The 23,698-nt window shown below is 73.5% G+C and carries 27 protein-coding genes and 1 pseudogene; 16 read left to right on the top strand and 12 right to left on the bottom strand.

Annotated elements, in window-relative coordinates:
• Positions 1-164: 164 nt before the first annotated feature.
• The 3 genes and pseudogenes from AC0B9F_RS33080 to AC0B9F_RS33090 form a co-directional block, all read left to right on the top strand.
• Positions 165-662, top strand: a pseudogene (locus AC0B9F_RS33080) (hypothetical protein); the annotation flags it as partial.
• 214 nt (positions 663-876) lie between these two features.
• Entirely contained in the window at positions 877-1,881 is a 1,005-nt protein-coding gene (locus AC0B9F_RS33085) for an EamA family transporter (RefSeq protein WP_472008967.1), read from the top strand.
• 181 nt (positions 1,882-2,062) lie between these two features.
• Positions 2,063-2,995 (top strand): DMT family transporter, encoded by a 933-nt coding sequence (locus AC0B9F_RS33090; protein ID WP_472008780.1) that lies wholly within the window; start codon positions 2,063-2,065, stop codon positions 2,993-2,995.
• Positions 2,996-3,014: 19 nt separating this feature from the next.
• Here AC0B9F_RS33090 and AC0B9F_RS33095 read toward each other — a convergent pair whose 3' ends face one another.
• The gene (locus tag AC0B9F_RS33095; RefSeq protein WP_472008781.1) at positions 3,015-3,647 is read right to left on the bottom strand and encodes an FMN-binding negative transcriptional regulator; all 633 of its coding nucleotides are present in this window, start codon (positions 3,645-3,647) and stop codon (positions 3,015-3,017) included.
• Positions 3,647-4,324: a pyridoxamine 5'-phosphate oxidase family protein gene (locus AC0B9F_RS33100; protein WP_472008782.1), complete on the bottom strand. Its 678-nt coding sequence runs from the start codon at positions 4,322-4,324 to the stop codon at positions 3,647-3,649. The genes AC0B9F_RS33095 and AC0B9F_RS33100 overlap by 1 nt, the downstream gene beginning before the upstream one ends.
• 66 nt (positions 4,325-4,390) lie before the next feature.
• Between AC0B9F_RS33100 and AC0B9F_RS33105 the strand changes: the two genes are divergently transcribed.
• Positions 4,391-5,722 carry an aminotransferase class I/II-fold pyridoxal phosphate-dependent enzyme gene (locus tag AC0B9F_RS33105; protein ID WP_472008784.1) on the top strand — a complete coding sequence of 444 codons (1,332 nt, stop codon included), beginning with the start codon at positions 4,391-4,393 and terminating at the stop codon, positions 5,720-5,722.
• A 43-nt stretch (positions 5,723-5,765) separates the two neighbouring features.
• On the opposite strand, the gene AC0B9F_RS33110 is transcribed toward AC0B9F_RS33105, so the two are convergent.
• Positions 5,766-6,701 carry a DMT family transporter gene (locus tag AC0B9F_RS33110; RefSeq protein ID WP_472008786.1) on the bottom strand — a complete coding sequence of 312 codons (936 nt, stop codon included), beginning with the start codon at positions 6,699-6,701 and terminating at the stop codon, positions 5,766-5,768.
• Positions 6,702-6,804: 103 nt separating this feature from the next.
• Between AC0B9F_RS33110 and AC0B9F_RS33115 the strand changes: the two genes are divergently transcribed.
• Positions 6,805-7,731 (top strand): LysR family transcriptional regulator, encoded by a 927-nt coding sequence (locus AC0B9F_RS33115; RefSeq protein ID WP_472008788.1) that lies wholly within the window; start codon positions 6,805-6,807, stop codon positions 7,729-7,731.
• On the opposite strand, the gene AC0B9F_RS33120 is transcribed toward AC0B9F_RS33115, so the two are convergent.
• A complete protein-coding gene (locus AC0B9F_RS33120; RefSeq protein WP_472008790.1) occupies positions 7,718-8,185 on the bottom strand; it encodes a pyridoxamine 5'-phosphate oxidase family protein in 468 nt (155 codons plus the stop codon). The genes AC0B9F_RS33115 and AC0B9F_RS33120 overlap by 14 nt on opposite strands.
• Positions 8,186-8,274: 89 nt before the next feature.
• On the bottom strand, positions 8,275-8,697 hold the full coding sequence (locus tag AC0B9F_RS33125; RefSeq protein ID WP_472008792.1) for a Rieske (2Fe-2S) protein: 423 nt from the start codon (positions 8,695-8,697) through the stop codon (positions 8,275-8,277).
• A gap of 95 nt (positions 8,698-8,792) precedes the next feature.
• On the opposite strand from AC0B9F_RS33125, the gene AC0B9F_RS33130 reads away from it, so the two are divergent.
• Both AC0B9F_RS33130 and AC0B9F_RS33135 read left to right on the top strand, forming a co-directional pair.
• Positions 8,793-9,557 (top strand): HipA family kinase, encoded by a 765-nt coding sequence (locus AC0B9F_RS33130; RefSeq protein ID WP_472008794.1) that lies wholly within the window; start codon positions 8,793-8,795, stop codon positions 9,555-9,557.
• Between the two features lie 110 nt (positions 9,558-9,667).
• Complete coding sequence (locus AC0B9F_RS33135; protein WP_472008796.1) at positions 9,668-10,117, top strand: DUF3037 domain-containing protein; 450 nt, start codon at positions 9,668-9,670, stop codon at positions 10,115-10,117.
• A 60-nt stretch (positions 10,118-10,177) separates the two neighbouring features.
• On the opposite strand, the gene AC0B9F_RS33140 is transcribed toward AC0B9F_RS33135, so the two are convergent.
• Positions 10,178-10,615: an excalibur calcium-binding protein gene (locus AC0B9F_RS33140; protein WP_472008798.1), complete on the bottom strand. Its 438-nt coding sequence runs from the start codon at positions 10,613-10,615 to the stop codon at positions 10,178-10,180.
• A 286-nt stretch (positions 10,616-10,901) separates the two neighbouring features.
• On the opposite strand from AC0B9F_RS33140, the gene fabG reads away from it, so the two are divergent.
• The 5 genes from fabG to AC0B9F_RS33165 all read left to right on the top strand — a co-directional run bounded on the left by fabG (position 10,902) and on the right by AC0B9F_RS33165 (position 15,684).
• Positions 10,902-11,663 carry a 3-oxoacyl-ACP reductase FabG gene (gene fabG / locus AC0B9F_RS33145; RefSeq protein ID WP_472008800.1) on the top strand — a complete coding sequence of 254 codons (762 nt, stop codon included), beginning with the start codon at positions 10,902-10,904 and terminating at the stop codon, positions 11,661-11,663.
• Between the two features lie 12 nt (positions 11,664-11,675).
• Positions 11,676-12,443, top strand: coding sequence for an SDR family oxidoreductase (locus tag AC0B9F_RS33150; protein WP_472008802.1), 768 nt, complete (start codon positions 11,676-11,678; stop codon positions 12,441-12,443).
• Positions 12,444-12,650: 207 nt separating this feature from the next.
• The gene (locus AC0B9F_RS33155; protein ID WP_472008804.1) at positions 12,651-14,234 is read left to right on the top strand and encodes an ABC transporter substrate-binding protein; all 1,584 of its coding nucleotides are present in this window, start codon (positions 12,651-12,653) and stop codon (positions 14,232-14,234) included.
• 82 nt (positions 14,235-14,316) lie between these two features.
• Positions 14,317-15,000, top strand: coding sequence for a uracil-DNA glycosylase (ung, locus tag AC0B9F_RS33160; RefSeq protein ID WP_472008806.1), 684 nt, complete (start codon positions 14,317-14,319; stop codon positions 14,998-15,000).
• Positions 15,001-15,210: 210 nt separating this feature from the next.
• Positions 15,211-15,684 carry a hypothetical protein gene (locus AC0B9F_RS33165; RefSeq protein WP_472008808.1) on the top strand — a complete coding sequence of 158 codons (474 nt, stop codon included), beginning with the start codon at positions 15,211-15,213 and terminating at the stop codon, positions 15,682-15,684.
• Positions 15,685-15,731: 47 nt separating this feature from the next.
• Here AC0B9F_RS33165 and AC0B9F_RS33170 read toward each other — a convergent pair whose 3' ends face one another.
• The 3 genes from AC0B9F_RS33170 to AC0B9F_RS33180 form a co-directional block, all read right to left on the bottom strand.
• Positions 15,732-16,217 carry a hypothetical protein gene (locus AC0B9F_RS33170; protein ID WP_472008810.1) on the bottom strand — a complete coding sequence of 162 codons (486 nt, stop codon included), beginning with the start codon at positions 16,215-16,217 and terminating at the stop codon, positions 15,732-15,734.
• A gap of 112 nt (positions 16,218-16,329) precedes the next feature.
• Positions 16,330-16,845: a DinB family protein gene (locus AC0B9F_RS33175; RefSeq protein WP_472008811.1), complete on the bottom strand. Its 516-nt coding sequence runs from the start codon at positions 16,843-16,845 to the stop codon at positions 16,330-16,332.
• Positions 16,846-16,889: 44 nt separating this feature from the next.
• Positions 16,890-17,474: a TetR/AcrR family transcriptional regulator gene (locus tag AC0B9F_RS33180; protein ID WP_472008813.1), complete on the bottom strand. Its 585-nt coding sequence runs from the start codon at positions 17,472-17,474 to the stop codon at positions 16,890-16,892.
• A 78-nt stretch (positions 17,475-17,552) separates the two neighbouring features.
• On the opposite strand from AC0B9F_RS33180, the gene AC0B9F_RS33185 reads away from it, so the two are divergent.
• Both AC0B9F_RS33185 and AC0B9F_RS33190 read left to right on the top strand, forming a co-directional pair.
• A complete protein-coding gene (locus AC0B9F_RS33185) occupies positions 17,553-18,737 on the top strand; it encodes an FAD-dependent monooxygenase (RefSeq protein WP_472008815.1) in 1,185 nt (394 codons plus the stop codon).
• An 11-nt stretch (positions 18,738-18,748) separates the two neighbouring features.
• Positions 18,749-19,660, top strand: coding sequence for a Gfo/Idh/MocA family protein (locus tag AC0B9F_RS33190; protein ID WP_472008817.1), 912 nt, complete (start codon positions 18,749-18,751; stop codon positions 19,658-19,660).
• On the opposite strand, the gene lnt is transcribed toward AC0B9F_RS33190, so the two are convergent.
• Positions 19,578-21,152 (bottom strand): apolipoprotein N-acyltransferase, encoded by a 1,575-nt coding sequence (gene lnt, locus AC0B9F_RS33195; RefSeq protein ID WP_472008819.1) that lies wholly within the window; start codon positions 21,150-21,152, stop codon positions 19,578-19,580. The two genes, AC0B9F_RS33190 and lnt, sit on opposite strands and share 83 nt — an antisense overlap.
• Before the next feature lie 181 nt (positions 21,153-21,333).
• On the opposite strand from lnt, the gene AC0B9F_RS33200 reads away from it, so the two are divergent.
• Positions 21,334-21,945, top strand: coding sequence for a DUF4291 domain-containing protein (locus AC0B9F_RS33200; protein ID WP_472008821.1), 612 nt, complete (start codon positions 21,334-21,336; stop codon positions 21,943-21,945).
• A 39-nt stretch (positions 21,946-21,984) separates the two neighbouring features.
• Positions 21,985-22,725, top strand: a complete 741-nt coding sequence (locus AC0B9F_RS33205; RefSeq protein ID WP_472008822.1) for an SDR family oxidoreductase — start codon at positions 21,985-21,987, stop codon at positions 22,723-22,725.
• A 152-nt stretch (positions 22,726-22,877) separates the two neighbouring features.
• On the opposite strand, the gene AC0B9F_RS33210 is transcribed toward AC0B9F_RS33205, so the two are convergent.
• Positions 22,878-23,057, bottom strand: coding sequence for a hypothetical protein (locus tag AC0B9F_RS33210; RefSeq protein WP_472008824.1), 180 nt, complete (start codon positions 23,055-23,057; stop codon positions 22,878-22,880).
• Between the two features lie 102 nt (positions 23,058-23,159).
• Positions 23,160-23,678 carry a DUF1877 family protein gene (locus AC0B9F_RS33215; protein ID WP_472008826.1) on the bottom strand — a complete coding sequence of 173 codons (519 nt, stop codon included), beginning with the start codon at positions 23,676-23,678 and terminating at the stop codon, positions 23,160-23,162.
• Positions 23,679-23,698 lie beyond the last annotated feature (20 nt).

Consider the following 23,698-nt stretch of genomic DNA (forward strand, 5'->3'; position numbering starts at 1 on the left):
GCGCCTTCGTGCGTCCGGTCGGCCGGCGCGCCGCTCGGGGGGAAACGGCGTGATCTCATCCGTAAGGAGGAGATCACGGTGGGCGGAGTCCACTCCTCGTGGGACGCGGAGATGCTTCGTGCCGTGGATGCGGACGCCCCGGGGGGAGTGATGGGGTAGGGGGCGTGCATCCCCGTATACCCCAGCAAGCCAGCCGTGACCAGGGCGTCCGCCGCGACGACAACGATGTCCCGCTGGGCCCCGGACTGGCCGCTGTCGTGGCGGGCGCCCGGCGCCGGGCGGTACGGGACGGGGACCGGCACATCGACACCGCCCACCTCCTGCACTCCTTGCTGGAGTCCGACCCCGACGTGCGCGCCGTGTTCGAGGCGGCGCAGGTCGCCCGGCTGCTCGGCTACCTCGTCCAGCGCAGCATCGGCTACGGGTTGCGCTGGCAGACCGCCGTGGAGGATTCCGGCGCGCCGCCCGCGACGGTCCGGGCCGAGGGCTACTCGCCGCTGGCGGCGCTCGCCGTCGCGCGGACCGAGGAGCGCGCCGCGCGGCACGGGCGCGCGGCCCGCGGTGTCGAGCTGCTCGCCGCCCTCGTCGCGGACACCGAAGCGCGCGCCGTCCAGGTGCTCGGCCACGCCGGGATCGACGCGCACGAACTGGCCACGCGCCTGACTCGGGAATCGCTCCTGACTCGGGAATCGCGCCTGAATCCGGAATCGTGCCTGGCCCCCGAGTCGCGCTTGGCCTCCGAGTCGCACCCTGCCCCCGAGCCGGGCCTCCCCGCGGAGCCGACCCTCGCTCAGGAACCGTCCGGAGACGCCGGATCGTCCAGCCGGTGAGACAGCAGCCACAGAGGATGACGCTCCTGTCGTGCCCTGCCATCATGTGCCGGTGCATACGTCTGGAAGCAATCAGGGCAGTCGCGGCAAGGGCGCCGGGCTGTCCCTCGCGCTCGTGTCGGCCCTCGCCTTCGGTGGTTCCGGCGTCGCGGCCAAACCGCTGATCGAGGCGGGACTCGACCCGCTGGACGTGGTGTGGCTGCGGGTGACGGGCGCGGCCCTCGTCATGCTGCCGCTCGCCGTCCGCCACCGCGCGCTCCTGCGCCGCCGCCCGGTGCTGCTCGCCGGGTTCGGGCTGCTCGCCGTCGCCGGTGTCCAGGCGTTCTACTTCGCCGCCCTGTCCCGGATCCCGGTCGGGGTCGCGCTGCTCATCGAGTACCTCGCCCCGGCGCTGGTGCTGGGCTGGGTGCGGTTCGTGCAGCGGCGGCCGGTGACGCGGGCCGCGGCGCTCGGAGTGATCCTCGCCGTCGGCGGCCTCGCCTGTGTCGTCGAGGTGTGGTCGGGGCTGAGCTTCGACGCCCTCGGACTGCTGCTCGCGCTCGGCGCCGCCTGCTGCCAGGTCGGCTACTTCGTCCTGTCCGACCAGGGCAGCGACTCCGGCGCCGACGCCCCCGACCCGCTCGGCGTCATCGCCTACGGCCTGCTCGTCGGCTCCGCCGTGCTCACCGTCGTGGCACGCCCCTGGGGCATGGACTGGTCCGTGCTCGCGCACACCGCCCCGATGAACGGCACACCCGTCGCGGCCTGGCTGCTGCTCGCCTGGATCGTCCTGCTCGCCACGGTCGTCGCCTACGTCACCGGCGTGCTGTCGGTGCGCCGGCTCTCCCCGCAGGTGGCCGGCGTGGTGGCCTGCCTGGAGGCGGTCATCGCGACCGTCCTGGCCTGGGTGCTGCTCGGCGAGCACCTGTCCGCCCCGCAGATCGCCGGTGGCGCGGTGGTCCTGGTCGGCGCGTTCATCGCCCAGTCGTCCACGCCCGCGAAGGGCTCGGCGGAGCCGGTCGCCGCCGGGGGCGCCGAAAGGGAGTTGTCGGCCCGCGGAACGGCCGCATAAGGTGCGGCCCATGCCTTCGGACGCACTCGTTCTTCCGCCTCCGGCCGCCTGAGGCGGGCCCTCCGGTGAAGTACGCCCGGCGCACGCCGCCGGGCCGAACGGTGCTGCCCGCAGAAGACGTCAGCGGATCCCGCTCGGGCGGGGTCCTTCCACGAACTTCTGTTTTCTGCGGAGAGAACGCGTGTCCACTCCTGCTTCCGGCCTGCCCCTTGGGCGAGGCCTGCTGTATCTGATCGTCGCCGGTGCCGCCTGGGGCACCGCCGGTGCGGCCGCCTCCCTGGTCTACCGGGCCGCCGACATGAGCGCCGTCACCCTGTCCTTCTGGCGCTGCGCCGCCGGACTCGTCCTGCTGCTGGCCGCCCGCCGCTTCGGCCCCCGCCCCGCGGTCGCCGCGACGCCCGGACCGCTGGGCCGCCGGCTGCTGCGGGCCGGCGCCACGGGCGTCGGGCTCGCGGTGTTCCAGACGGCGTACTTCGCCGCCGTCGCCGCCACCGGCCTCGCCGTGGCGACCGTCGTGACGCTCGGCGCCGGTCCCGTCCTGATCGCGCTCGGCGCCCGGCTGACCCTGGGCGAGCGGCTCGGCCGCGGCGGCCTGGCCGCGGTGGCGGGCGCGCTCGCCGGGCTCGGCGTCCTCGTCCTCGGCTCGGGGGCGGCGGCGGTACGGCCGTGGGGAGTCGGCCTGGCGCTGCTGTCCGCCGCGGGCTACAGCGCCATGACGCTGCTGACCCGCCGGTGGGGGCGCGACGGCGGCGCGGACGCCGCCAGTACGTCCGTCGGGGCGTTCGCGGTGACCAGCCTGTGCCTGCTGCCGTTCGCCCTGGCCGACGGCCTGATCCCGCACACCGCCGACCCCGTCCGGACCCTGTGGCTGCTGGCGTACATCGCCGCCGTGCCGACCGCCCTCGCCTACGCCCTGTACTTCGCGGGCGCCGCGGTGGTCCGGTCGGCGACGGTGTCCGTGATCATGCTGCTGGAGCCGGTGAGCGCGGCCGTGCTCGCCGTGGCCCTCCTCGGCGAACGGCTCACCGCCGCCACGTGCGCCGGCACCGTCCTGATGCTGGCCTCGGTCACCGGGCTCGCGCTGGCGGAGGCACGGACACCGGCGCCGGCGTAGGCCGGGCGGTGCGGGCGGCTCAGGCGCTCTTCCTGCGCAGCAGGTGCTCCCGCGCCACCGTGTCCCGGGGGCCGTCCCGGTCGGCGAGCCCGGCCGCGATCCGCTCCCGCGTCTCCTGAGGGCGGTGACCGGCGTACTTGAACTTCGCGCGTACGCCGGTCACCTCCAGCCGGATGCCGCGGATCCCGGACAGCAGCCGCCCGTACGGCGCCTCGCCCACCGTTGCCGGGGCGGAGCCGCCCTCCGGCTGGAAGTGGCCGACCTGCCGGTTGAGCAGCTCCGCCTTCGCAGCCGGGTCGTCCACCACGTGGGCGCGGCAGCGCAGCTGGACGGCCGCGTAGAAGCTGGTCGGCGTGCCGTGCTCGGGCGGCACGCCGGCCGGCGCCTGCCAGGGACCGGGGATGAACACATAGTCGTCCACGACGCTCAGCACGACCTCCGGGTCCGCCTCCAGAGCCGCCCACAGCGGGTTGGGGCGGGCCAGGTGCGTGACCGCCTCGCCGCGCTCGGCGTCGTAGGCGAAGTGGAGCGGCTGCACGAACGGCGGTTCGCCGGGCGGGCCGTTGACGGCGAGCTGGCCGAAGTCGTGGGCGGCGAGCCAGCTCTGCCACTCCGCGTCGTCCTGGGGCGCGTCCCAGGGGTGGATCAGCATCACAGCACCGCGAGGTAGTCCGGCAGCCCGGTGCCGGGGGCGAGCTGGGGATCGGCCACCGGGGCGTCGTAGCCCTTGCGCAGCGGGACCACGCCGGCCCAGTGGGGCAGGGCGAGGTCCTCCGGCTCGTCGTTGACGCCGCCGGTGCGCAGCTTGGCGGACACCTCGTTCAGGTCGAGGCGGATCACGGCGGTGGCGGCCAGTTCCTTCTTGTTGGCCGGCCGGGAGTCCGCGGCGCGGCCCGGGACGACGTGGTCGACCAGCGCGTCGAGCGCGAGCCGCTTCTCCTCGGGGTCGGTCACGTCGTGGGCGATGCCGTGCACCACCACGGAGCGGTAGTTGATCGAGTGGTGGAAGGCGGACCGGGCCAGCACCAGCCCGTCGACATGGGTGACGGTCAGGCACACCGCGAGCCCCGGGTCGGTCTGGCCGGCCATCCGCAGCGGGCGCGAGCCGGTCGAGCCGTGCACGTAGAGCCGGTCGCCGACCCGGCCGTACAGCGTCGGCAGCACCACGGGTGCGCCGTCGCGGACGAAGCCGAGGTGGCAGACGTAGCCCTCGTCGAGTATCGCGTGCACCAGTTCCGCGTCGTAGCGGGCGCGTTCGGCGGAGCGGGTGGGGACGGTGCGGTCGGTCGGGGGGTAGGCGGTGGACGGTGTGGTCGAGGTCCCCTGCATGGCGCTCTCCCTGAGGCGGCGTCGTGGAACTGGCGATCTGTATTGCACTAGTGCATAATCGGCTTTGTGCTAGGAGAATATCCGATCCAGGGGCGGCGTGCAGCAGACATCGCCGCCGATGTCGAGCGCGCGGTGGCCGCCGGGGCCCTGACCCCCGGCGAACTCCTGCCGCCCATGCGGGAGTTGGCGGTACGGCTCGGGGTGAACCCGAACACGGTCGCGGCCGCGTACCGCACGCTTCGCGAGCGCGGGGTCATCGAGACCGCCGGCCGGCGGGGCAGCCGGGTGCGGCCCCGGCCGGCCACGACGGGGCGCGAGTACATCGGCGTGGACATCCCCGAGGGGGTGCGGGACCTGACGAACGGCAACCCCGACCCGGCGCTGCTGCCGCCGCTCGGCCCCGCCTTCGCAGCGGCCGCCGCGCAGGGCGACCGGGAGCCGGTGCTGTACGGCGCCGCGCCCGTCGAGCCGGAACTTCAGTCGTGGGCGCGGGCAGCGCTGCACGCCGACGGGGTGCCGGACGGGCCGCTGGCCGTCTGCTCCGGCTCACTGGACGCCATCGAGCGGGTACTGGCGGCACATCTCAAGCCCGGTGACACCGTCGCCGTCGAGGACCCCGGCTGGGGGAGCCTCCTCGACCTCGTCCCGGCGCTGGGACTGCGCACCGCGCCGGTCCGCGTGGACGACGAGGGGCCGCTGCCGGACGACGTGCGCGGCGCGCTCGCGGCCGGCGCCCGCGCGGTGATCGTCACCGACCGCGCGCAGAACCCCACCGGCGCCGCGGTGAGCGCCGCACGCGCGCGTGCCCTGCGGGCGGTGCTGCGCGAGCATCCCGGGACGCTGCTCATCGAGGACGACCACGGGCACGCGATCGTCGACCTGCCCCTGCATCCCCTCGCCGGCGTCACCCGGCACTGGGCCCTCGTCCGCTCGGCCGCCAAGGCCTACGGTCCCGACCTGCGGCTCGCCGTGCTCACCGGCGACGACGTCACGCTCGACCGGGTGCGCGGGCGGCAGCGGCTCGGGCCCGGCTGGGTCAGCCGGATCACGCAACGGGCGGTGGCCCGGCTGTGGGCCGAGGGCGCGGTGGACGTGCCGGCCGTGGCGGGCGCGTACGGCCGCCGCCGGGACGCGCTCATCGGCGCGCTCGCCGAGCGGGGCGTGCGCGCGCACGGGCGCAGCGGGCTCAACGTGTGGATCCCGGTCCCCGACGAGACCGGCGCCGTCGCCCGGCTCCTTCAGGCCGGCTGGGCGGTCGCGCCCGGCGCCCGCTTCCGGATGAGCGCGACGCCGGGCATCCGCGTGACGGTCTCGACCCTGCCGGAAGGGGAAGCGGGCCCGCTGGCGCAGGCGATCGCGACGGCTCTGGGGGCGGGTGGAGTGGGGCGGCCGGTGTAGGGCCGCCGCCGGGAACCCCGTCCCCGCGGGCGGCGGTTGCTTCTCAGTGCCTCGACCGTGCCTGCGTCAGTGCCGCGCCCGCCAGGACGATCGCCGCGCCCACCGGGGTGGACCACCGCAGGGACTCGTCCAGCAGGGCGACGCCCGCGGCCGTGGCGATCACCGGGATGAAGTACGTGACCATCTGGGCCGTCGTCGGGCCGACCTCGCCGACCAGGCCGTACTGGATCAGCACCGCCAATCCGGTGCCCAGGGCGCCCAGGGCCGCGATCGCGAGCAGGGGGAGCGCGAAGACGTGGGTCGGCACGGTGGTGAACAGCGGGGTGACGACGGCCAGTTGCAGGGTGGCCAGCAGCAGCTGGGCACCGGTCAGTGAGAGGTTGGAGTGACCGCTGCCGGCCAGGGTGCGGCGGACGTAGATCCAGCCGACGGGGTAGCTGAAGGACGCCAGCAGGGCCAGCGCCGTGCCCTTGGCGTCCAGTCCGCTGAAGCCCTGCCAGGCGCCGAGGACCGTGAGTACACCGAGGAAGCCGACGCCGAGGCCCGCCACCCGCAGCCGTGTCGGGCGGTCCTCGGACAGCGCGACCAGCGACAGCGCCATGCCCCACAGGGGCGAGGTGGCGTTGCAGATGCCGGCCAGCGTGGAGGGGATCGTGAGCTCCGCGTAGGCGAAGAGCGAGAAGGGCAGCGCGTTCAGCAGGAACGCGGCGACCGTCAGATGCGCCCAGGTGCGCGTCCCGCGCGGAAGACGCTCCCGCTTCACCGCCATCGCCGCCGCCAGCACCGCCGTACCGAAGACCAGCCGGCCCAGGGTGACCTGGAAGGGGGCGTAGCCGTGCGTGCCGACCTTGATGAGCAGGAAGCTGAAGCCCCAGATCAGCGACAGTGCGGCGAAGCGCAGCCGCCAGTCCAGGCGGGGGGAGCGGGGCTCGGGGGCGCCGGTGCGCGACCGGGGGCGGGTGACGGAGGCGGTGCTCATGCAGGTAACCATGCGGCACGGCCATCTCGTAGCACAATCGAGAATTCGCACCCGGTATCTCGTAGCATTGCTAACGCGTTGTCCGTCGTCGAAGGAGCCCCTCTTGCTGAACCTCGAGCGTCTGCGCACCCTCGACGCCGTCGCCCGGCACGGCTCGGTCAGCGGCGCTGCCGAGGGGCTGCACATCACCACCTCCGCCGTGTCCCAGCAACTGGCCAAGCTGGAGCGCGAGGTGGGTCAGCAACTGCTCGCCAAGCACGGCCGCGGCGTCCGGCTCACCGATGCCGGCCGGCTGCTCGCGGAGCACGCCGCGCGCATCCTCTCCCAGGTGCAGCTCGCCCAGTCGGATCTGGAGGCCCAGCGCGGCCGGGTGGTCGGCGAGCTGCGGCTGTCGGCGTTCCCGACGGCCGCGCGCGGCCTCTTCCCGGCCGCCCTCGCCGCCCTGCGAGCCGAACATCCCGCGCTGCGGATCCGCTCCTGCGAGCTGGAGCCCGAGGCCGGCATCCGGGCCGTGGTGCGCGGCGACCTCGATCTGGCCGTCGTCCTGGACTGGTACAACAAGCCGATGCCGCTGCCCGAAGGGCTGGTCAAGGCGTCCATCCTGGACGACCCCGCCGATGTGGCGATGCCCGCCGGGCATCCGCTGGCCGACCGCGCCGAGGTGGACCTCGGGGAGTTCGCCGAGGACGAGTGGATCACCTGGGCCGAGGGCGAGTTCTGCCACGAGTGGCTGATGTACACCCTGCGCTCACGCGGCGTCGAGCCGATCGTCGGCCACCGCGCCGGCGAGACGCACACCCAGCTCGGCCTGGTCGCCGCCGGTCTCGGCGTGTGCATCGCGCCGCTGCTCGGCCGGCACCCGGTGCCCGACGGCGTCGTAACCGTGCCGCTCAAGCAGCGCGTCCGCCGCCATGTGTACGTCGTCTGGCGCTCGGACGCCGACCGCCGCCCCTCGATCCGCGCGGCCGTCGCGGCGCTGCGGGCGGCGGCCGAGCACGTCGAGGGCGCGGCCACGGCTACCGCGGGCTGAGCTTGCGGAAGTCCCAGGAGACGACCTTGCCCGGCACGAGCTTCAGCCAGGCGTGGCGGCCGTCGTGCGGCAGCATGTCCAGACCGAAGTACTTGCGGGCGAACCGCGTCTCCACCGCGTCGAGTTCGGCGCACAGCTCCCCGGTGCGCGGCACCTCGCCCACCGTCCGCACGGCCCCGGACAGCTCGACGCCGCGCAGCTCGCCGTACTCCTCGCCGGTGTCGACCGCGACCGCCACCCGCGGATCGCGGCGCAGATCGGCCCACCGCCTGCTGCGCACCACCGAGTACAGCCACAGCGCCGTGCCGTCCCACAGGAACCACAGGGCGCTCACATGCGGGGCGCCGTCCGCCGACACCGTCGCCACCCGGCAGGTGCGCTGCTCGGCGAGGAACGCGTCCAGCTCGCCGGGCGTCATCATGATCTTCCGGCCCCGGCGCTGTGCGGCGGTCATCGGGCCCCCTCCGCCGTCCGACGTGACGCCGGGAATCTTGGGCCGTCCCCCCGGGCCGCGCAAGGGCGCCCGCCCGCCGCGGCCGGGCGTCACGCGAGGGTGATGTCGTCGCCGCTGACGGCGATCCGCACCTCCGGAAGCGGCCGGGTCGCCGGGGACCGCTTCACGCTGCCGTCGGCGATGGAGAACTCGCTGTGGTGGCAGGGGCAGCTGATCACACCGTCCCGGACACCGGTCACCGCGCAGCCCTGGTGCGTGCACGTGGACGAGAACGCCTTGAACGAGCCCGCCGTCGGCTGGGTGACCACCACCTGGTGGTCGGGGAGGATCTTCCCGCCGCCCTCGGGGATGTCCGAGGTCTTGGCCAGCGCGGTCCCCGGCTTCGCGGCCGTGGTGCCGCCGTCGCCCGAGCCGCACGCGCTCAGCGCGACCGCGGCCCCGGCCACGCCCACCGCGGCGACGACGGTACGGCGGGTGGGGCCCGAGGAGGCCTGGAGCGATTCGCTGGTCATGCCGATGTCCCTTCGCCGGATGCCTGGAGAACTGCAGACCAGTACGGGCCCGGGGGACCGGCGGTTCACCGCGCGGCCCCAAGTAACCTGGGGCGATGCTCAAGCACGTCACCGCGACCCGCTACATCACGCCTCTGCGGGAGGGCGGCTCGCTGCCGGGACTCGTCGAGGCGGACGACTTCGGGACGTACGTCCTGAAGTTCACCGGAGCCGGGCAGGGGCGCAAGACGCTCGTCGCCGAAGTGGTGTGCGGGGAACTCGCCCGCCGGCTGGGCTTGCGCGTGCCGCGTCTGGTCGCGCTCGACCTCGACCCGGTACTCGGCCTCGGTGAGCCGGACGCCGAGGTGCAGGGGCTGCTGCGCTCCAGCGGCGGCACCAACCTGGGCATGGACTTCCTCTCCGGCGCGCTCGGCTTCGACCCGCTCGCCTTCGCGGTCACGCCCGAGGAGGCGGGGCGGATCGTCTGGTTCGACGCGCTGATCAACAACGTCGACCGGTCCTGGCGAAACCCGAACCTGCTGGTGCGCAGGGGCGAGCTGTGGCTCATCGACCACGGCGCCACCATGATCTGGCACCACAACTGGCCCGGCGCCGAGGCCTCCGCCGCGCGTCCCTACGACGCCGGCGACCACGCCCTGCGCAGCTTCGCCCCCGACCTCGCGGGCGCCGCCGCCGAGCTGGCCCCCCTCGTCACCGAGAACCTGCTCGCCGAGGTCACCGCCGAGGTGCCCGACGCCTGGCTGACGGGCGAGCCCGGCTTCGACCACCCCGACGACCTGCGACGCGCCTACGCCCGCCCGCTGCTGGCCCGGGCCGCCGTCATCCACGAACGCGTCACGGGGATCGAGGGGGACAAGTGAGCGAGCGGCACGGCACGGGGATCGAGGAGGACGAGTGAGCGAGCGGCACGGCACGGGGATCGAGGCGGACGAGTGAGCGAGCGGCACGGCACGGGGATCGAGGGGGACAAGTGAGCGAGCGGCACATCCACGTGGCCGGCGGGGTCGCCGAGCGCCACATCATCCGGGCCGGGCAGGGCGGCGGACGCGACGTCTACGAATACGCCCTGCTGCGGGTCGTGCCGCGGGTCGAACGCGGGGAGTGCATCAACGCCGGCGTGCTGGTCTACTGCCGCGCCCAGGGCTACGTCGGCGCCCGTACGCACCTCGACGAGGCGCGGCTGCTCGCCCTGGACCCCGACGCGGACGTCACCGGCGTGCGGGCGGCGCTGCGGGCCGTGGAGGAGGTCTGCGGCGGCGGCACCGGCGCGGGGCAGGCCGCCAGCGACGACGCCGGGCGCCGCTTCCGCTGGCTGATCGCCCCGCGCTCCACGGTGGTCCAGCCGGGCCCGGTCCACACCGGGCTCACCACGGACCCGGCGGCGGAGACGGAACGACTGCTGGACCTGCTGGTGCGCTGACGCGGCGGGTCACGTCCGGGCGGGGAACCCGGCGCGGGCCCGGGGCCTTCGCGCGCCGCCTCAGCCGCGGCGCCGCTTCACCACGTACCCGGTGGCCAGGACCGCGCCGGTGACGAAGGTCAGGCCGATGGCGATGTCCCAGTCCGTGGCCCCGACGGCGGAGCCCCCGCCCACTCCGCCCTGCACGCCCCGCGTCGGTTCGACGGGCGTGGGCGTGACCGGCACGGGGGTGACCGGCGCCGGCGTGAGCGGCCTCGACGTGGAGGACGTGAGGCCCTGTGACCGCCGCGGCAGCGCCTCGCAGGCGATTCCGTCGTCCGGGCCCTGCTCCTCGTCGAGCCGGTTCGGGTCGCTGCGGTCGGCGTCCAGGACCGCCTGGGCGTCCTCCTGGTAGCGGAAGTCGCGGCAGTCCAGATCCCGCGCGTGGGCGGGGCCGGCCAGTGGCACGAGCGCGGCCATCGCGATCAGGGTGCCGGCGGCTGTCGTGCTGCGGCGCATGAAGCGCCTCCTTTCCGGGCACGGTTGGCTCGCGCTTCGACGCTAGGGGCGCGGCGCGCCGACGGCGCGCGGCCGTCGGCCGATCGGGTGTTCCGGCGCCCCTGCACGGGCGAGGAAGCAGGTAATGGATCACACACCGCCGGTGTGCCGTTGACACCGGGTGCCAACGCTTCTAGCGTCAGCCGTGGTGAAGGTACTAAGCGGTCGCTCACCTGACGGGCGTACCGTAGGAGCAGCACTGGGCCGGCCGGCGTTCCGGCTTTCTCGAGGGCGAGGAGAAACAGCAATGTCCACCACTGAGCAGCGGGTCGCCGTAGTCACCGGTGCCGCGCGCGGCATCGGCGCCGCCACGGCCGTACGACTGGCGGCCGAGGGCCGTGCGGTCGCGGTGATCGACCTCGACGAGGCCGCCTGCAAGGACACCGTGGAGAAGATCACCGCGGCGGGCGGCAGGGCCATCGCGGTCGGCGCGGACGTCTCGGACGAGGCGCAGGTCGAGGCCGCGATCGCGCGGGTCGTCGAGGAGCTCGGCGCGCCAACGATCCTGGTCAACAACGCGGGCGTGCTGCGCGACAACCTGCTGTTCAAGATGAGCGTCGCCGACTGGGACACCGTCATGAACGTGCACCTGCGCGGCTCCTTCCTGATGTCCCGCGCGGTGCAGAAGCACATGGTCGACGCCGGTTTCGGCCGGATCGTGAACCTGTCGTCGTCCTCCGCGCTCGGCAACCGCGGCCAGGCCAACTACTCCGCCGCCAAGGCCGGCCTGCAGGGCTTCACCAAGACGCTCGCCAAGGAACTCGGCAAGTTCGGCATCACCGCCAACGCCGTCGCCCCCGGCTTCATCGCCACCGAGATGACCAAGGCCACCGCCGACCGCGTGGGCATGGGCTTCGAGGACTTCAAGGCCGCGGCCGCCACCCAGATCCCGGTGGCGCGCGTCGGCGAGCCCGAGGACATCGCCAACGCCGTCGCCTTCTTCACGGGCGACGCGGCCGGTTTTGTCTCCGGCCAGGTCCTGTACGTCGCCGGCGGACCGCTCAACTAAGGGACAGCGCACATGACTTCCGTGGAACTCCCCGAGCTGTCGGGCAAGGTCGCCCTCGTCACCGGCGCCAGCCGCGGCATCGGCTACGGCATCGCCGAGGCGCTCGTCGCCCGCGGTGACCGGGTCTGCATCACCGGCCGCGGCGAGGACGCCCTGAAGGAGGCCGTCGACAAGCTCGGAGCCGACCGGGTCATCGGCGTCGCCGGCAAGGCCCACGACGAGGCCCACCAGGCCGAGGCCGTCGAGCGCACGATGGAGGCCTTCGGCCGCGTCGACCACCTGATCAACAACGCCGGCACCAACCCGGTCTTCGGCCCGATCGCCGACCTCGACCTGAACGTGGCCCGCAAGGTCTTCGAGACCAACGTGGTCTCCGCGCTCGGCTTCGCCCAGCGCACCTGGCACGCCTGGCAGAAGGACAACGGCGGCGCGATCGTCAACATCGCCTCCGTCGCGGGCCTCGCCCCCTCACCGTTCATCGGCGCGTACGGCATCAGCAAGGCCGCGATGGTCAACCTGACCATCCAGCTCGCGCACGAGTTCGCGCCGAAGGTACGGGTCAACGCGATCGCCCCGGCCGTGGTGAAGACCAAGTTCGCCCAGGCGCTGTACGAGGGCCGCGAGGAGGAGGCCTCCGCGGTGTACCCGCTCAAGCGGCTCGGCGTGCCGTCCGACATCGGCGGCGCGGCCGAGTTCCTCACCTCGGCCCAGTCCGACTGGATCACCGGCCAGACCCTCGTCGTCGACGGAGGACTGTTCCTCAACGCCGGCGTCGCCTGACGCCCCGTGGCCGTATGACGATTCGGGCGCCGTTACCGTCCCACTCTTGACGGAAACGGCGCCCGCATACCCAAACGGGCTGTTCCGGGGTGGATGACAACGTCGTCATCAACAGAGTGTTCACAGGGTGAACGAACCAGGTTCAACAACCGTCGCACTGCGGTATGGTCTGCCGACCCTTGGCATGGCAGATCGAGGAGCGTGCGCGTGTTCAACCGGAACCGATGCCTGCGGCAAGTGGCGGCGATCGCTTCCATAACGTCCCTGACGGCCGGCTGCGGCCTGCTGTCCGGGGGCGATTCCAAGGACGCGGGACCCATCGTCGTCGGCACGACGAGCGCCCCCAGCACCCTCGACCCGGCGGCCTCCTGGGACGGCTCGTGGGAGCTGTTCCGCAACATCTACCAGACGCTGCTCGCCTACCCGAACGGCGCGACCACCCCCCAGCCGGACGCCGCCAAGGAGTGCTCCTTCACGGACAGCTCCAACCGCACCTACCGCTGCCGGCTGCGGCCCGGGATGAAGTTCGCCGACGGCGACACCCTCGACGCCAAGGCGGTCGCCTACTCCATCGACCGCATCCGCCGGATCAACGTCCCCGGCGGCCCCGCGGGACTGCTCGGCAGCCTGCAGAGCGTCGAGGCCACCGGCGCGGACGAGGTGGTCTTCCATCTCAACAAGTCCGACGCCACCTTCCCGTTCGTGCTGGCCACCCCCGCCATGTCGATCGTCGACCCGGACGACTACCCGGCCGACAAGCTGCGCGAGGACGGCAAGGTCTTCGGTTCCGGCCCCTACACCCTCGCCTCCTACGAGGAGGACAAGGAGGCCCGGCTCGAGCGCAACGAGAACTATCAGGGGTACGCCCAGCGCAAGAACGACGCGGTGACGATCCGCTACTTCCAGGACTCCGCCGTCATGGTCAAGGCCCTGCGGGACAAGCAGATCGACGTCACCTACCGCGGACTCGCCGCCGACGACATCGTCGCCCTGCAGCGCAAGGAGAGCGCGCCCGGCCTGCAACTGGTCGAGAGCACCGGCGCGGACATCAACTACCTGGTGTTCAACCCCAAGGACAAGTGGGCGGGCAAGGCCGCCGTGCGCCGGGCCGTGGCCCAGGTCGTCGACCGCGGCGCCATCGCGCACAAGATCTACAAGGACACCGTCGACCCGCTCTACTCGATGGTCCCCAAGGGCCTCACCGGCCACACCACCGGCTTCTTCGACGACTTCGGCGAGCCCGACACCGCCAAGGCCCGCAAGATCCTGTCCGAGGCGAACATCTCCACGCCCGTACCGCTCACCCTGTGGTACACCACCGACCGCTACGGTTCCGAGACCGCCCTGGAGTTCCAGGAGCTCAAGCGCCAGCTCGACGAGTCCGGCCTGTTCACGATCACGCTGAAGAGCCGGCCCTGGAAGACCTACGTCGAGGGCTACCAGAAGGGCGAGTACCCGGTCTTCGGGCGCGGCTGGTTCCCGGACTTCCCGGACCCGGAGAACTTCATCGCCCCGTTCGTCGGCGACCAGAACGCCCTCGGCACGCCCTACCCGCAGCCCGAGATCACCGGCATCCTGCTGCCCCGCTCCCGCCGCGAGAGCGACCGCGCCAACGTGGTCAAGGACTTCGAGGAAGCCCAGAAGATCATGGTCGAGGACGCCCGGCTGCTGCCGCTGTGGCAGGGCAAGCAGTACGTGGCGGCCAGCGAGGACATCGCCGGTCCGGAGCGGGCGCTGGACCCCTCGACGATCATGATGATGTGGGAGCTGTCCCGCAAGACCAGCTGGTAGGGACCGCGCGGGCGGCGTTGTCAGTGGGTGCCGGTAGGTTCTGAAGTCAGGAAGCGACCGCACGAATCTTGAGGACGTTGACGTGACCGACACCGCCATGCTGCCCGAGTCCTGGCGCGGGGTTCTGGGCGAGGAACTGCAGCAGCCCTACTTCAAGGAGCTGATGGAGTTCGTCGAGGAGGAGCGGGCGAACGGTCCCGTGTACCCGCCGCGCGAGCAGGTCTTCGCCGCGCTGGAGGCCACGCCGTACGAGCAGGTGAAGGTCCTGATCCTCGGTCAGGACCCGTACCACGGCGAGGGGCAGGGCCACGGCCTGTGCTTCTCGGTGCGGCCGGGTGTGAAGATCCCGCCGTCGCTGCGCAACATCTACAAGGAGATGAACGCCGAACTGGGCACGCCCGTCCCGGACAACGGTTATCTGATGCCGTGGGCCCAGCAGGGCGTGCTGTTGCTCAACGCGGTGCTGACCGTGCGCGGCGGCGAGGCCAACTCGCACAAGGGCCGCGGCTGGGAGAAGTTCACCGACGCGGTGATCCGCGCGGTGGCCGAGCGGCCCGACCCGGCGGTGTTCGTCCTGTGGGGCAACTACGCGCAGAAGAAGCTCCCGCTGATCGACGAGAGCCGGCACGCGGTGGTCAAGGGCGCGCATCCCTCCCCGCTGTCCGCGAAGAGGTTCTTCGGCTCCCGCCCGTTCACCCAGATCAACGAGGCGGTGGCCCGCCAGGGCCACGAGCCGATCGACTGGACGGTGCCGAACCTGGGCTGAGCCGCCGCCGGGCCGGTTCCCCGGGGGCCGGCCCGGCGTGGCCTGGGGGTGGTGCGAGCGCGACTGCCGATCACCCTCGCCGCGTGAGCGTGACCGCGGTGAGCCGACGGCGGGGGTGCCGGTGCCGGTGCCGGTGCCGCCTGAGCGTGATCGCCGGTCTCTGCCGTTAGCGTCGGGGCAAGGAGCACGACGGCCGACGGAGGGCACGCGGTGGCGGAGCGACAGGAGCGGACGGCGTCGGACGCCGTGCTGACGCGGATCGGGCAGGTGGTGATGCTGCTGCACGGCGGGGACCGCGAGGAGGCCCGGCACCGCTTCCTCGGCCTGTGGGCGGAGATCGGGGAGGACGGCGACCCGCTGCACCGCTGCACCCTCGCGCACTACCTCGCCGACACCCAGGACGACCCGGCCGACGAACTCGCCTGGGACCTCAGGGCGTTGACGGCGGCCGAGGAAATCACCGGCGACCGGCTCGACCGGCACGAGGGGGCGCCCGCCGCCCGGGCGCTGTATCCCTCGCTCCATCTGAACCTCGCCGCCGACTACGTCCGCCTCGGCCGGCCCGACGACGCCCGCACCCACCTCGTCCGCGCCCGCCACGCCTCCGACGCCCTGGCCGACGACGGCTACGGCGACGGGGTCCGGGCGGCGATCCGGCGGATGGAGCTGCGGCTGGGGGAGTGAGGCGGGCGCCGGCCGACGAACGGGGCTTCTCCCGGGCGGGGCCCCTCTCAGTGGCCGTACGTCTGCTTGCAGATCCGCGCCTGCGGGCTGTCCGGGCGCCAGCCGCCGTACTGCTCGCCGAGGGCGCACACGTCGGCGTTGCGGCGTGCGATGCCGGGCACGTCCGGGGTGTGTGCGCGGCGGCCCGGCGATCGGTGGTGTTCGGGCCGGGGTGTGGGGTGCGGAGTCTGCTGGTGCCGGTGCTGCGTCCGCGTGGGCGCCGGGGGCTCGGCGTGCGCCGGGCGGCGGGGCTGTTGGGGTTTCGGGGTCTCCGGGCGGCGTGACGGCCCGACCATCTCCAGCGCCTCGCGGGCCGGCGCCTGCACGATCCGCTGCTCCGTGGCGCCGTCCGGCCGTGGGACGGCCGGGGACGAGGAGCGGACCGGGGCGACCGGCGGGACCGGGGCGGGCGGACGCTGGACCGTCACACAGCCGGAGAGGGCCGAGACAGCCACGGTGACCAGGAGCGCTGCGGTGGTCGTCGTTCGATGCACGCGCGTCACTCTGCTGGTTTCGCGCCGCGCAAGGACAGCGGACGAGCGCAGGATGCCCCGCACGGGTGATCTACCGCCCCGTACGGAGGTCTTGTGTGGGTCCCGGCTGACGTCAGTCGCCCGTGGCGCCGTCGATCCGCTCCCGGATCAGGTCGGCGTGGCCGTTGTGGCGGGCGTACTCCTCGATCATGTGGGTGTAGATCCAGCGCAGGCTGACACACTGCCCGCCGCCGTGTCGGGTGACGCCCTTCGACAGGTCGTCCAGGGCGTATCCCTCCGCGTGGCGACGGGCGAAGTCGATCTCCGACTGCCAGGTGGCGTGCGCTTCCTGCCAGGTGTCCGCGCCGGTCAGATGGAACTCGCCGTCGGGGTCGTCGTCGCTGAACCAGATCGGCCCGGCGCCGTCGTCCGCCAGCACCTTGCGGAACCAGATCCGTTCCACCTCCGCCATGTGCCGCACCAGCCCCATGAGGGACAGCTCGGACGGCTCCACGGCAGCGGTCCTGAGCTGGGCGTCGGTCAGGCCCTCGCACTTCACGGCGAGCGTCTGGCGGTGGTACTCCAGCCAGCCCTCCAGCATGGTGCGTTCGTCGGCGTCGGGTGCGGGGGTGCGGCGCTGCGTCGTCATACCCGCATCCTCGTGCAGGCGGGGCGGGGCGGGCCAGCGGATTTTCAGCTGCGGAGCATGCCCGCCAGCAGCTCGCGCAGCCCTTGCCGTACGGCCGCGGGGGGCGGCGGCTCGTAGGCGCCCGCCACGCAGGAGAACAGCAGCCCGTCCGCCCAGGCCGTCAGCGACAGCGCGTGGCGGTCCGGGTCCGGCGAGCCCAGGGCGGTGACCAGGGTGGTGAGCTGATCGCGGAAGCGGGCGCCGGTGGTGTCGTAGGAGGTGCGCAGCGCGGGGCGGCGGGTGGCCTCCAGGGCGAGTTCGTAGCGGGCGAGCGTGAGGTCGCGGTGGCGGGTCAGGGCGCGGTGCAGCGCCAGGGCCAGTGCGTCCACCACCGCGTCGGCGCCCCCGCTCGGATCAGGCATCTCGTGCAGCGCCAGCACCCGGGCCTCCCGCTCGGCGAGCCGGCGCACGGCCAGCTCCAGCAGCGCCTGCCGGGTCCGCGCCACGTTGGACGTCGAGCCCTGCGGCAGCCCGGCCGTCTCGTCGACCGCCCGGTGGGTCAGCCCGCGCATCCCGCGCTCGGCGAGCAGGGCCAGGGCGGTGTCGGCGACGAGGTCGGCGCGGGAGGCGCCGGGGGTGCGTACGGACATGGAGATCACGCTACCCGGACCACTACGCCTGTAGTACCTTCGACGTGTACTACAGATGTAGTTGCCTCTGGAGGAGCCATGAGCCAGGCACAGCGCGCCGTCGTGATCGGCGGCGGCATCGGCGGGCTGACCGCGGCCGCCGCCCTGCACCGGCGGGGCCTGCACGTCACCGTCCTGGAGCGGGCCCGATCCCTCCAACCCGTCGGCGCCGCCCTCTCACTCGCCCCCAACTCCCTGCGCGCGCTGGACGTCATCGGGCTGGGCGACGAGATCCGCGACCTCGCCGCCTGGCAGGGTGACGGCGGACTTCGCACCCCGGGCGGCCGCTGGCTGTCGCGCTCCGACGCCGACGCCGCCGCCGCACGGTTCGGCGGTCCCCTGGTGCTGCTGCACCGCGCCACCCTCGTCGACCGCCTCGCCTTACTGCTCCCGCCCGGCACCGTGCGCACCGACGCCGAGGCCACCGTCACCGACCCCGGCCACGCGAGCCGGCCGGCCGTCGTGCGCACCGCCCGCGGCGAACTGGAGGCCGACCTCGTGGTGGCCGCCGACGGCATCCACTCCGCCGTACGCGGCGCCCTCTTCCCCGACCACCCCGGACCCGTCTACTCCGGGTTCACCACCTGGCGCGTCGTCGTCCCCCTGCCCGGCGTCGCCTTCCCCTCGCACGAGACCTGGGGCCGGGGGCGCATCTGGGGCACCCACCCGCTCAAGCACGGCCGCGTCTACGCCTACGCCGCCGCCATGGCCCCCGCCGGCTCATCCGCCCCCGACGACGAGCGGGCCGAACTCCTGCGCCGCTTCGGCGACTGGCACGAGCCGATCCCCGCCGTCCTCGCCGCCGTTCGCCCCGAGGACGTGCTGCGCCACGACGTCCACCACATCGACCGGCCGCTGCCCTCCTACCACCGCGGTCGCGTCGCCCTTGTCGGCGACGCCGCGCACGCCATGCCGCCCACCCTCGGCCAGGGCGGCAACCAGGCCGTCGAGGACGCGATCGTGCTCGCCCACCACTGCGACGACCTCGCCGCCTACACCGCCGCCCGGCTGCCGCGTACGACCGCGATCACGCGCCGGGCCGTGAAGGTCGCGAGCCTCAACCTCAGCACCAACCGGGCCGTGATCGCCGTCCGGAACGCGGCGATCGCCTCCCTTTCGAAGGCCGGACCTGCCCTGTTCCTGCGGAGCTTCGACGGCATCGCCGACTGGCGGCCGCCGCAGGACCCGTATGCTGCCGTTACGTCAGCAGCGGACACGCAGTGAAGGAGCCCGCAGTGAAGGTCGGCGTCATCGGACTCGGCGACATCGCGCAGAAGGCGTACCTGCCGGTGCTCGCCTTCCAGCCCGGTGTGGAACTGCACCTGCAGACCCGCACCCCGGCGACGCTGGACCGGGTCGCCGACAGCCTGCACCTGCCCGCCGCGCAGCGGCACCGGGACCTGGACGCGCTGCTCGCCGAGGACCTGGACGCCGCGTTCGTGCACGCGCCGACCTCCGCGCACCCCGAGATCGTCACCCGGCTCCTCCAGGCGGGCGTCCCGACGTACGTCGACAAGCCGCTCGCCTACGAACTCGCCGACTCCGCACGGCTGGTGGAGCTGGCCGAGCAGCGCGGCGTGTCCCTCGCCGTCGGCTTCAACCGGCGTTTCGCGCCCGGATACGCCCAGTGCCTGGAGCACCCGCGCGAGCTGATCCTGCTGCAGAAGAACCGGATCGGGCTGCCGGAGGAGCCGCGCAGCATGGTCCTGGACGACTTCATCCACGTCGTGGACACGCTGCGGTTCCTGGTGCCCGGGCAGGTCGACGACGTCACCGTGCGGGCCCGCGTCCAGGACGGGCTGCTGCACCACGTCGTGCTCCAGCTCGCCGGCGACGGCTTCACCGCGCTCGGCGTGATGAACCGGCTCAGCGGTTCCAGCGAGGAGATCCTGGAGGTGTCCGGGCAGGACACCAAGCGCCAGGTCGTCAACCTCGCCGAGACCATCGACCACAAGGGCCAGCCCACCGTCCGCCGGCGCGGCGACTGGGTGCCGGTGGCCCGGCAGCGCGGCATCGAACAGGCCGTGCTCGCCTTCCTGGACGCCGTGCGCGCCGGGCGGCCGCTCAGCGCCCGGGACGCACTGGAGACTCACGAACTGTGCGAGCGGGTGGTACGTGCGGTGCAGGAGCGCTCCGGCGCAGCCTGACCGCGCGCACGCCCTCCGTCACCCCCAGCGCCGCCAGCACCAGCACCGCCACGTCCACCGGCCAGTCGCCGTAACGGACGTACGGGGTGACCCCGTGGGCGAGCGGCACCTCGTACACCGCGGCCCGGCTCGCGCTCGTGCCCAGCCAGGAGCCGACGCGCTCACCGTCGGGGCCGTACACCGCCGACACCCCGGTGAGCGTGGCGTGCACCATCGGCCGGCCGGTCTCCGCGGAGCGCAGCGCGGCGAGCGAGGCGTGCTGCTGTGGCGCCCAGCTGTGCTGGAACGACGACGTGGACGACTGGCCGACCAGCACGTCCACACCGTCCTGGGTGAGCCGCCGGCTCATGTCCGGGAACGCCGTCTCGAAGCACACCAGCGGGCCCAGCCGCAGCCCGTGTCCGGCGTTCATCACGACCTGCTCGCTGCCACGCCGGCGGTCCTCGCCGGCCGCCTTGCCGACGGAGGTCGCCCAGCCGAGCAGCGAGCGCGCGGGGATGTACTCGCCGAACGGCACGAGCCGCATCTTGTCGTAGCGGTCCCCGGTGAGCCCGTCCGGCCCCACCAGCACCGAACTCTTGTAGATCCCGGGGCGGTCCGAGCGCCGCGCGTCCACGTTGACCAGGATGTCCGCGCCCGTCTCGCGGGACAGCGCCGCGATCCGCCGGGCCAGGTCGGGCCGCGCGGACAGGTCGACGCCGACGCTGCTCTCACCCCACACGACCAGGTCGACGCCCTGCCCGGCCAGCTGCCGGGTCAGCCGCTCCTCGACGGCGAACCGCCGGTCGCCGCTGTCGGCGCCGTCCACGATCCCGGGCTGGACCACGGCGATCCGCGCCCGGCCGTCCACGTGCGGACGCGGCGACCACACCCAGGCCGCCGAGGTCGCCGCCGCGGTGGCGACCAACCCGGCCACGGCAGGCATGCGCGACTCCCGCACCGCCAGCAGCACGGCCGCCGCCACGTTGACGGCCACCACCAGGAAGCTGAGCAGCCACACCCCGCCCACCGAAGCGAGCCGCAGCGCGGGACCCACCTGCCACTGACTGGCGCCGAGCATGCCCCATGGCCCGCCGAGCCCCTGCCAGGACCGCACGAGTTCCACCATCAGCCACGCCGACGGCAGCACCAGCAGCGCCGCCGCGACCCGGCCCCGGGAGGGCACCCCGGCCAGGAAGCGGTGCACCAGCCACGCCCAGGGCGCCCACAGCGCGCCGAGCAGGGCGGCCAGCACCAGCGTGAACACGTGCAGGTCCGGCAGCAGCCAGTGGTGCATGCCCAGCATGAACCCGAACCCGCCGCACCATCCGTCGTACGCCGCCCGCCGCTGGGTCGGGGCGCCGCGCGCGAGCAGGATCCACGGCACCAGGGCGACATACGCGAACCACCACGCGGCGGGCGCCGGGAACGCGAGCACGGGCAGGGCGCCGGCCAGCGCAGCGAGGGCCCCTCGTCGCCAGGGGGAGGCGAGCCAACTGCTGAACGTCTTCATATGCCGCCCTCCTACCCGGTGGGGGCTCCAGTGTGCGCGCCAGGGGCGACCCGGCGACAGAGGACCACGCCTCAGCCTGCCGCTCGCCGCCGATTCCCCCCGCCGTCGGCGACGGCCCGCTCACCGGCCGCGCCGGGATATTTGGTGGCCGTCCCGGCCGGGGCGGTGCAGCCTTGCCTGCGTGAATGATCAGAACGTCGCAACGGAGCCCCGGTTCCGTATTCGTGCCCGGTACACGGACACCACCGTCACCGTCTACCAGGCGTACCGCCCGCAGATCGGACTCCCGGCGGCCCGTGCCGGACGCTTTCCCTCCAGTTGGAAGCGGGACCGGATGACCTGGATCAAGCCGTCGTTCCTCTGGATGATGTACCGCTGCGGCTGGGGGACGAAGGAGGACCAGGAGACCGTCCTCGCCGTCGAGATCGCCCGCGAGGGGTTCGAGTGGGCGCTGCGTCATGCGTGCCTGTCGCACCATGTGCCCGACCTGCACGGCGACCGGGCCGCCTGGAAGCGGCAGTTGCGGCAGGCGCCGGCGCGGGTGCAGTGGGACCCGGAGCGCGACCTGCACTTCACCGCGCTGCCGCACCGCTCGCTGCAACTCGGCCTCGGTGGGCAGGCCGCGGCCCGGTACGCCGACGAGTGGGTCGTCGGCATCGAGGACGTCACGCCGCTGGCCGCCGAGATCCACGCCCATGTGCGGGCCGGGGAGCTCGACGCGGCGGCGGCGAAGCTGCCGGTGGAGCGGCCGTATCCCGTGGACGGGGATGTGCTGGATCATCTGTGCGCCTAGAGTGATCGATGATCGATCAAACCGCCTCCGGAGGTACGCATGGCCCAGCCGCTCACCGTCGTCACCGGCGGCAGCCGGGGTATCGGCGCCGCGACCTGTCTCAGGCTCGCCTCCGACGGCCACGACGTGGCGGTGGGGTACGTCCGGGACGCCGAGGCCGCCGAGCGGGTCGTGGACGCCGTCCGCGCGGTCGGGCGACGCAGTGTCGCGGTGCGGGTGGACACGTCCGCTGAGGCGGACGTCGATCACCTCTTCGCCGTGGTGGAACGGGAGTTGGGGCAGGTGACGGGGCTGGTGAACAACGCCGGTGTCACCGGGCCGCTCGGCCGGCTCGCCGACACCGGCACCGCCGATCTGCGGCGGGTGGTCGAGGTGAATCTGCTGGGCGTGCTGCTGTGCGCGCGGCGTGCCGCCCAGCTGATGACCGCGCGGGGGAGTGGGGCGATCGTGAACGTGTCGTCGGCCGCCGCGACGCTCGGCAGCCCCGGCGACTACGTCCACTACGCCGCCACCAAGGCGGCCGTGGACGCCCTCACCGTGGGGCTGGCCAAGGAGCTGGGCCCGGACGGCATCCGGGTCAACGCGGTCGCGCCCGGCATGATCGACACCGAGATGCACGCCGCGATGGGCGATCCGGAGCGAGCGCACCGTGCGGCGGCCGCGATCCCGCTGCGCCGCCCCGGCCGGGCGGAGGAGATCGCCGCGGCCATCGCCTGGCTGCTGTCCCCGGACGCCGCGTACACGGCCGGCGCGGTGCTGCGGGTGTCGGGCGGACGGTGAGACGGGCGGCTGACGGTGCGAAGGCCGGGCGGGCGGCTGACGGTCTCGGGCGGGCCGGCGGTGAGCCGGGCGGCTGACGGTCGCGAAGGCCGGGTGGCCGGGAAGCGGGCGGCCGACGGTCACGAAGGCCGGCGGTGACCTGCGCCCGCCGCTCACGCCGCCTCGACCACCTCGCTGCGTACCGCCGCGGCCCACTGCACCACCAGCAGCTCGTACTCCGCGCGCTCCTGTGCCGACAATATGCCGCCCGCGCGCAGCCACAGCGCGCGGATCTCCTCGTTCACCTCGGCGGCGGAGCGCACGGAACCACGGATCATGGAATCGGGGGACATGCGCCTCAGCCTAGGGGCAAGAACTGACACTGCGCTACCGATTGGCTACGCAACCCGTACGGAGTCGGTCACGAACCGGTACGCGACGCGCCGCGAGCGCCGTCAGTCGATCCACACCACGACACACAGCCCCCGCCGCGCGGCACACTCGTAGAACTCCCGCAGCGCCACGAACCGTTCGGTGAGATGAGCGCGGACGTCACCGCTGAAGCTCTCCGGATGACCGCACAGCGCCGCGGCCTCGGCGGGGTCGCCCGGCAGGCCGGCGAGCACCGCGTCCACGTCGACGTCCCGCAGATCCCGGGCGATCTTCTCGACCTCGGCCGGGTCGAGCACGCGCGGCGGGTCGCTGAAGCCGTCGTACACCTCGTCGTGGTCCAGGTAGCCGGCGGTCTGGCCGAACGTGGCCGAGACCGCGCGGTCGAGCAGGCCGGCCACGGACGGATCGGCGCCGTGGGAGCGGCAGTAGGCGGCGAGCCCCCAGCTCGCCCAGCCCGTGTCCAGCAGGTCCGAGGCGGGCGGGTCCCAGCCGGGCGCGGCACCCGGCGAGTCGAGCGCCGACTCACGGCAGCGTTCCAGGTACGCGGGGGTCACACGGGCGAACTGCTGGGTGAGAGCCATGGCTTCATTCCTCCCCGGTA

The sequence above is a fragment of the Streptomyces sp. NPDC097129 genome (assembly GCF_055668065.1).

Coding starts and splice junctions, on each gene's coding strand:
- AC0B9F_RS33095 (WP_472008781.1), bottom strand. CDS start 3,647: ATGCTGATCCACCCCTGGGACGCGCCCCAGGACGACGCGGAGTGGCAG.
- lnt (WP_472008819.1), bottom strand. CDS start 21,152: ATGAAGACGTTCAGCAGTTGGCTCGCCTCCCCCTGGCGACGAGGGGCC.
- AC0B9F_RS33210 (WP_472008824.1), bottom strand. CDS start 23,057: ATGTCCCCCGATTCCATGATCCGTGGTTCCGTGCGCTCCGCCGCCGAG.
- AC0B9F_RS33110 (WP_472008786.1), bottom strand. CDS start 6,701: ATGAGCACCGCCTCCGTCACCCGCCCCCGGTCGCGCACCGGCGCCCCC.
- AC0B9F_RS33215 (WP_472008826.1), bottom strand. CDS start 23,678: ATGGCTCTCACCCAGCAGTTCGCCCGTGTGACCCCCGCGTACCTGGAA.
- AC0B9F_RS33120 (WP_472008790.1), bottom strand. CDS start 8,185: ATGACCGCCGCACAGCGCCGGGGCCGGAAGATCATGATGACGCCCGGC.
- fabG (WP_472008800.1), top strand. CDS start 10,902: ATGTCCACCACTGAGCAGCGGGTCGCCGTAGTCACCGGTGCCGCGCGC.
- AC0B9F_RS33185 (WP_472008815.1), top strand. CDS start 17,553: ATGAGCCAGGCACAGCGCGCCGTCGTGATCGGCGGCGGCATCGGCGGG.
- AC0B9F_RS33150 (WP_472008802.1), top strand. CDS start 11,676: ATGACTTCCGTGGAACTCCCCGAGCTGTCGGGCAAGGTCGCCCTCGTC.
- AC0B9F_RS33175 (WP_472008811.1), bottom strand. CDS start 16,845: ATGACGACGCAGCGCCGCACCCCCGCACCCGACGCCGACGAACGCACC.
- AC0B9F_RS33180 (WP_472008813.1), bottom strand. CDS start 17,474: ATGTCCGTACGCACCCCCGGCGCCTCCCGCGCCGACCTCGTCGCCGAC.
- AC0B9F_RS33140 (WP_472008798.1), bottom strand. CDS start 10,615: ATGCGCCGCAGCACGACAGCCGCCGGCACCCTGATCGCGATGGCCGCG.
- AC0B9F_RS33100 (WP_472008782.1), bottom strand. CDS start 4,324: ATGCAGGGGACCTCGACCACACCGTCCACCGCCTACCCCCCGACCGAC.
- AC0B9F_RS33130 (WP_472008794.1), top strand. CDS start 8,793: ATGCTCAAGCACGTCACCGCGACCCGCTACATCACGCCTCTGCGGGAG.
- AC0B9F_RS33205 (WP_472008822.1), top strand. CDS start 21,985: ATGGCCCAGCCGCTCACCGTCGTCACCGGCGGCAGCCGGGGTATCGGC.
- AC0B9F_RS33125 (WP_472008792.1), bottom strand. CDS start 8,697: ATGACCAGCGAATCGCTCCAGGCCTCCTCGGGCCCCACCCGCCGTACC.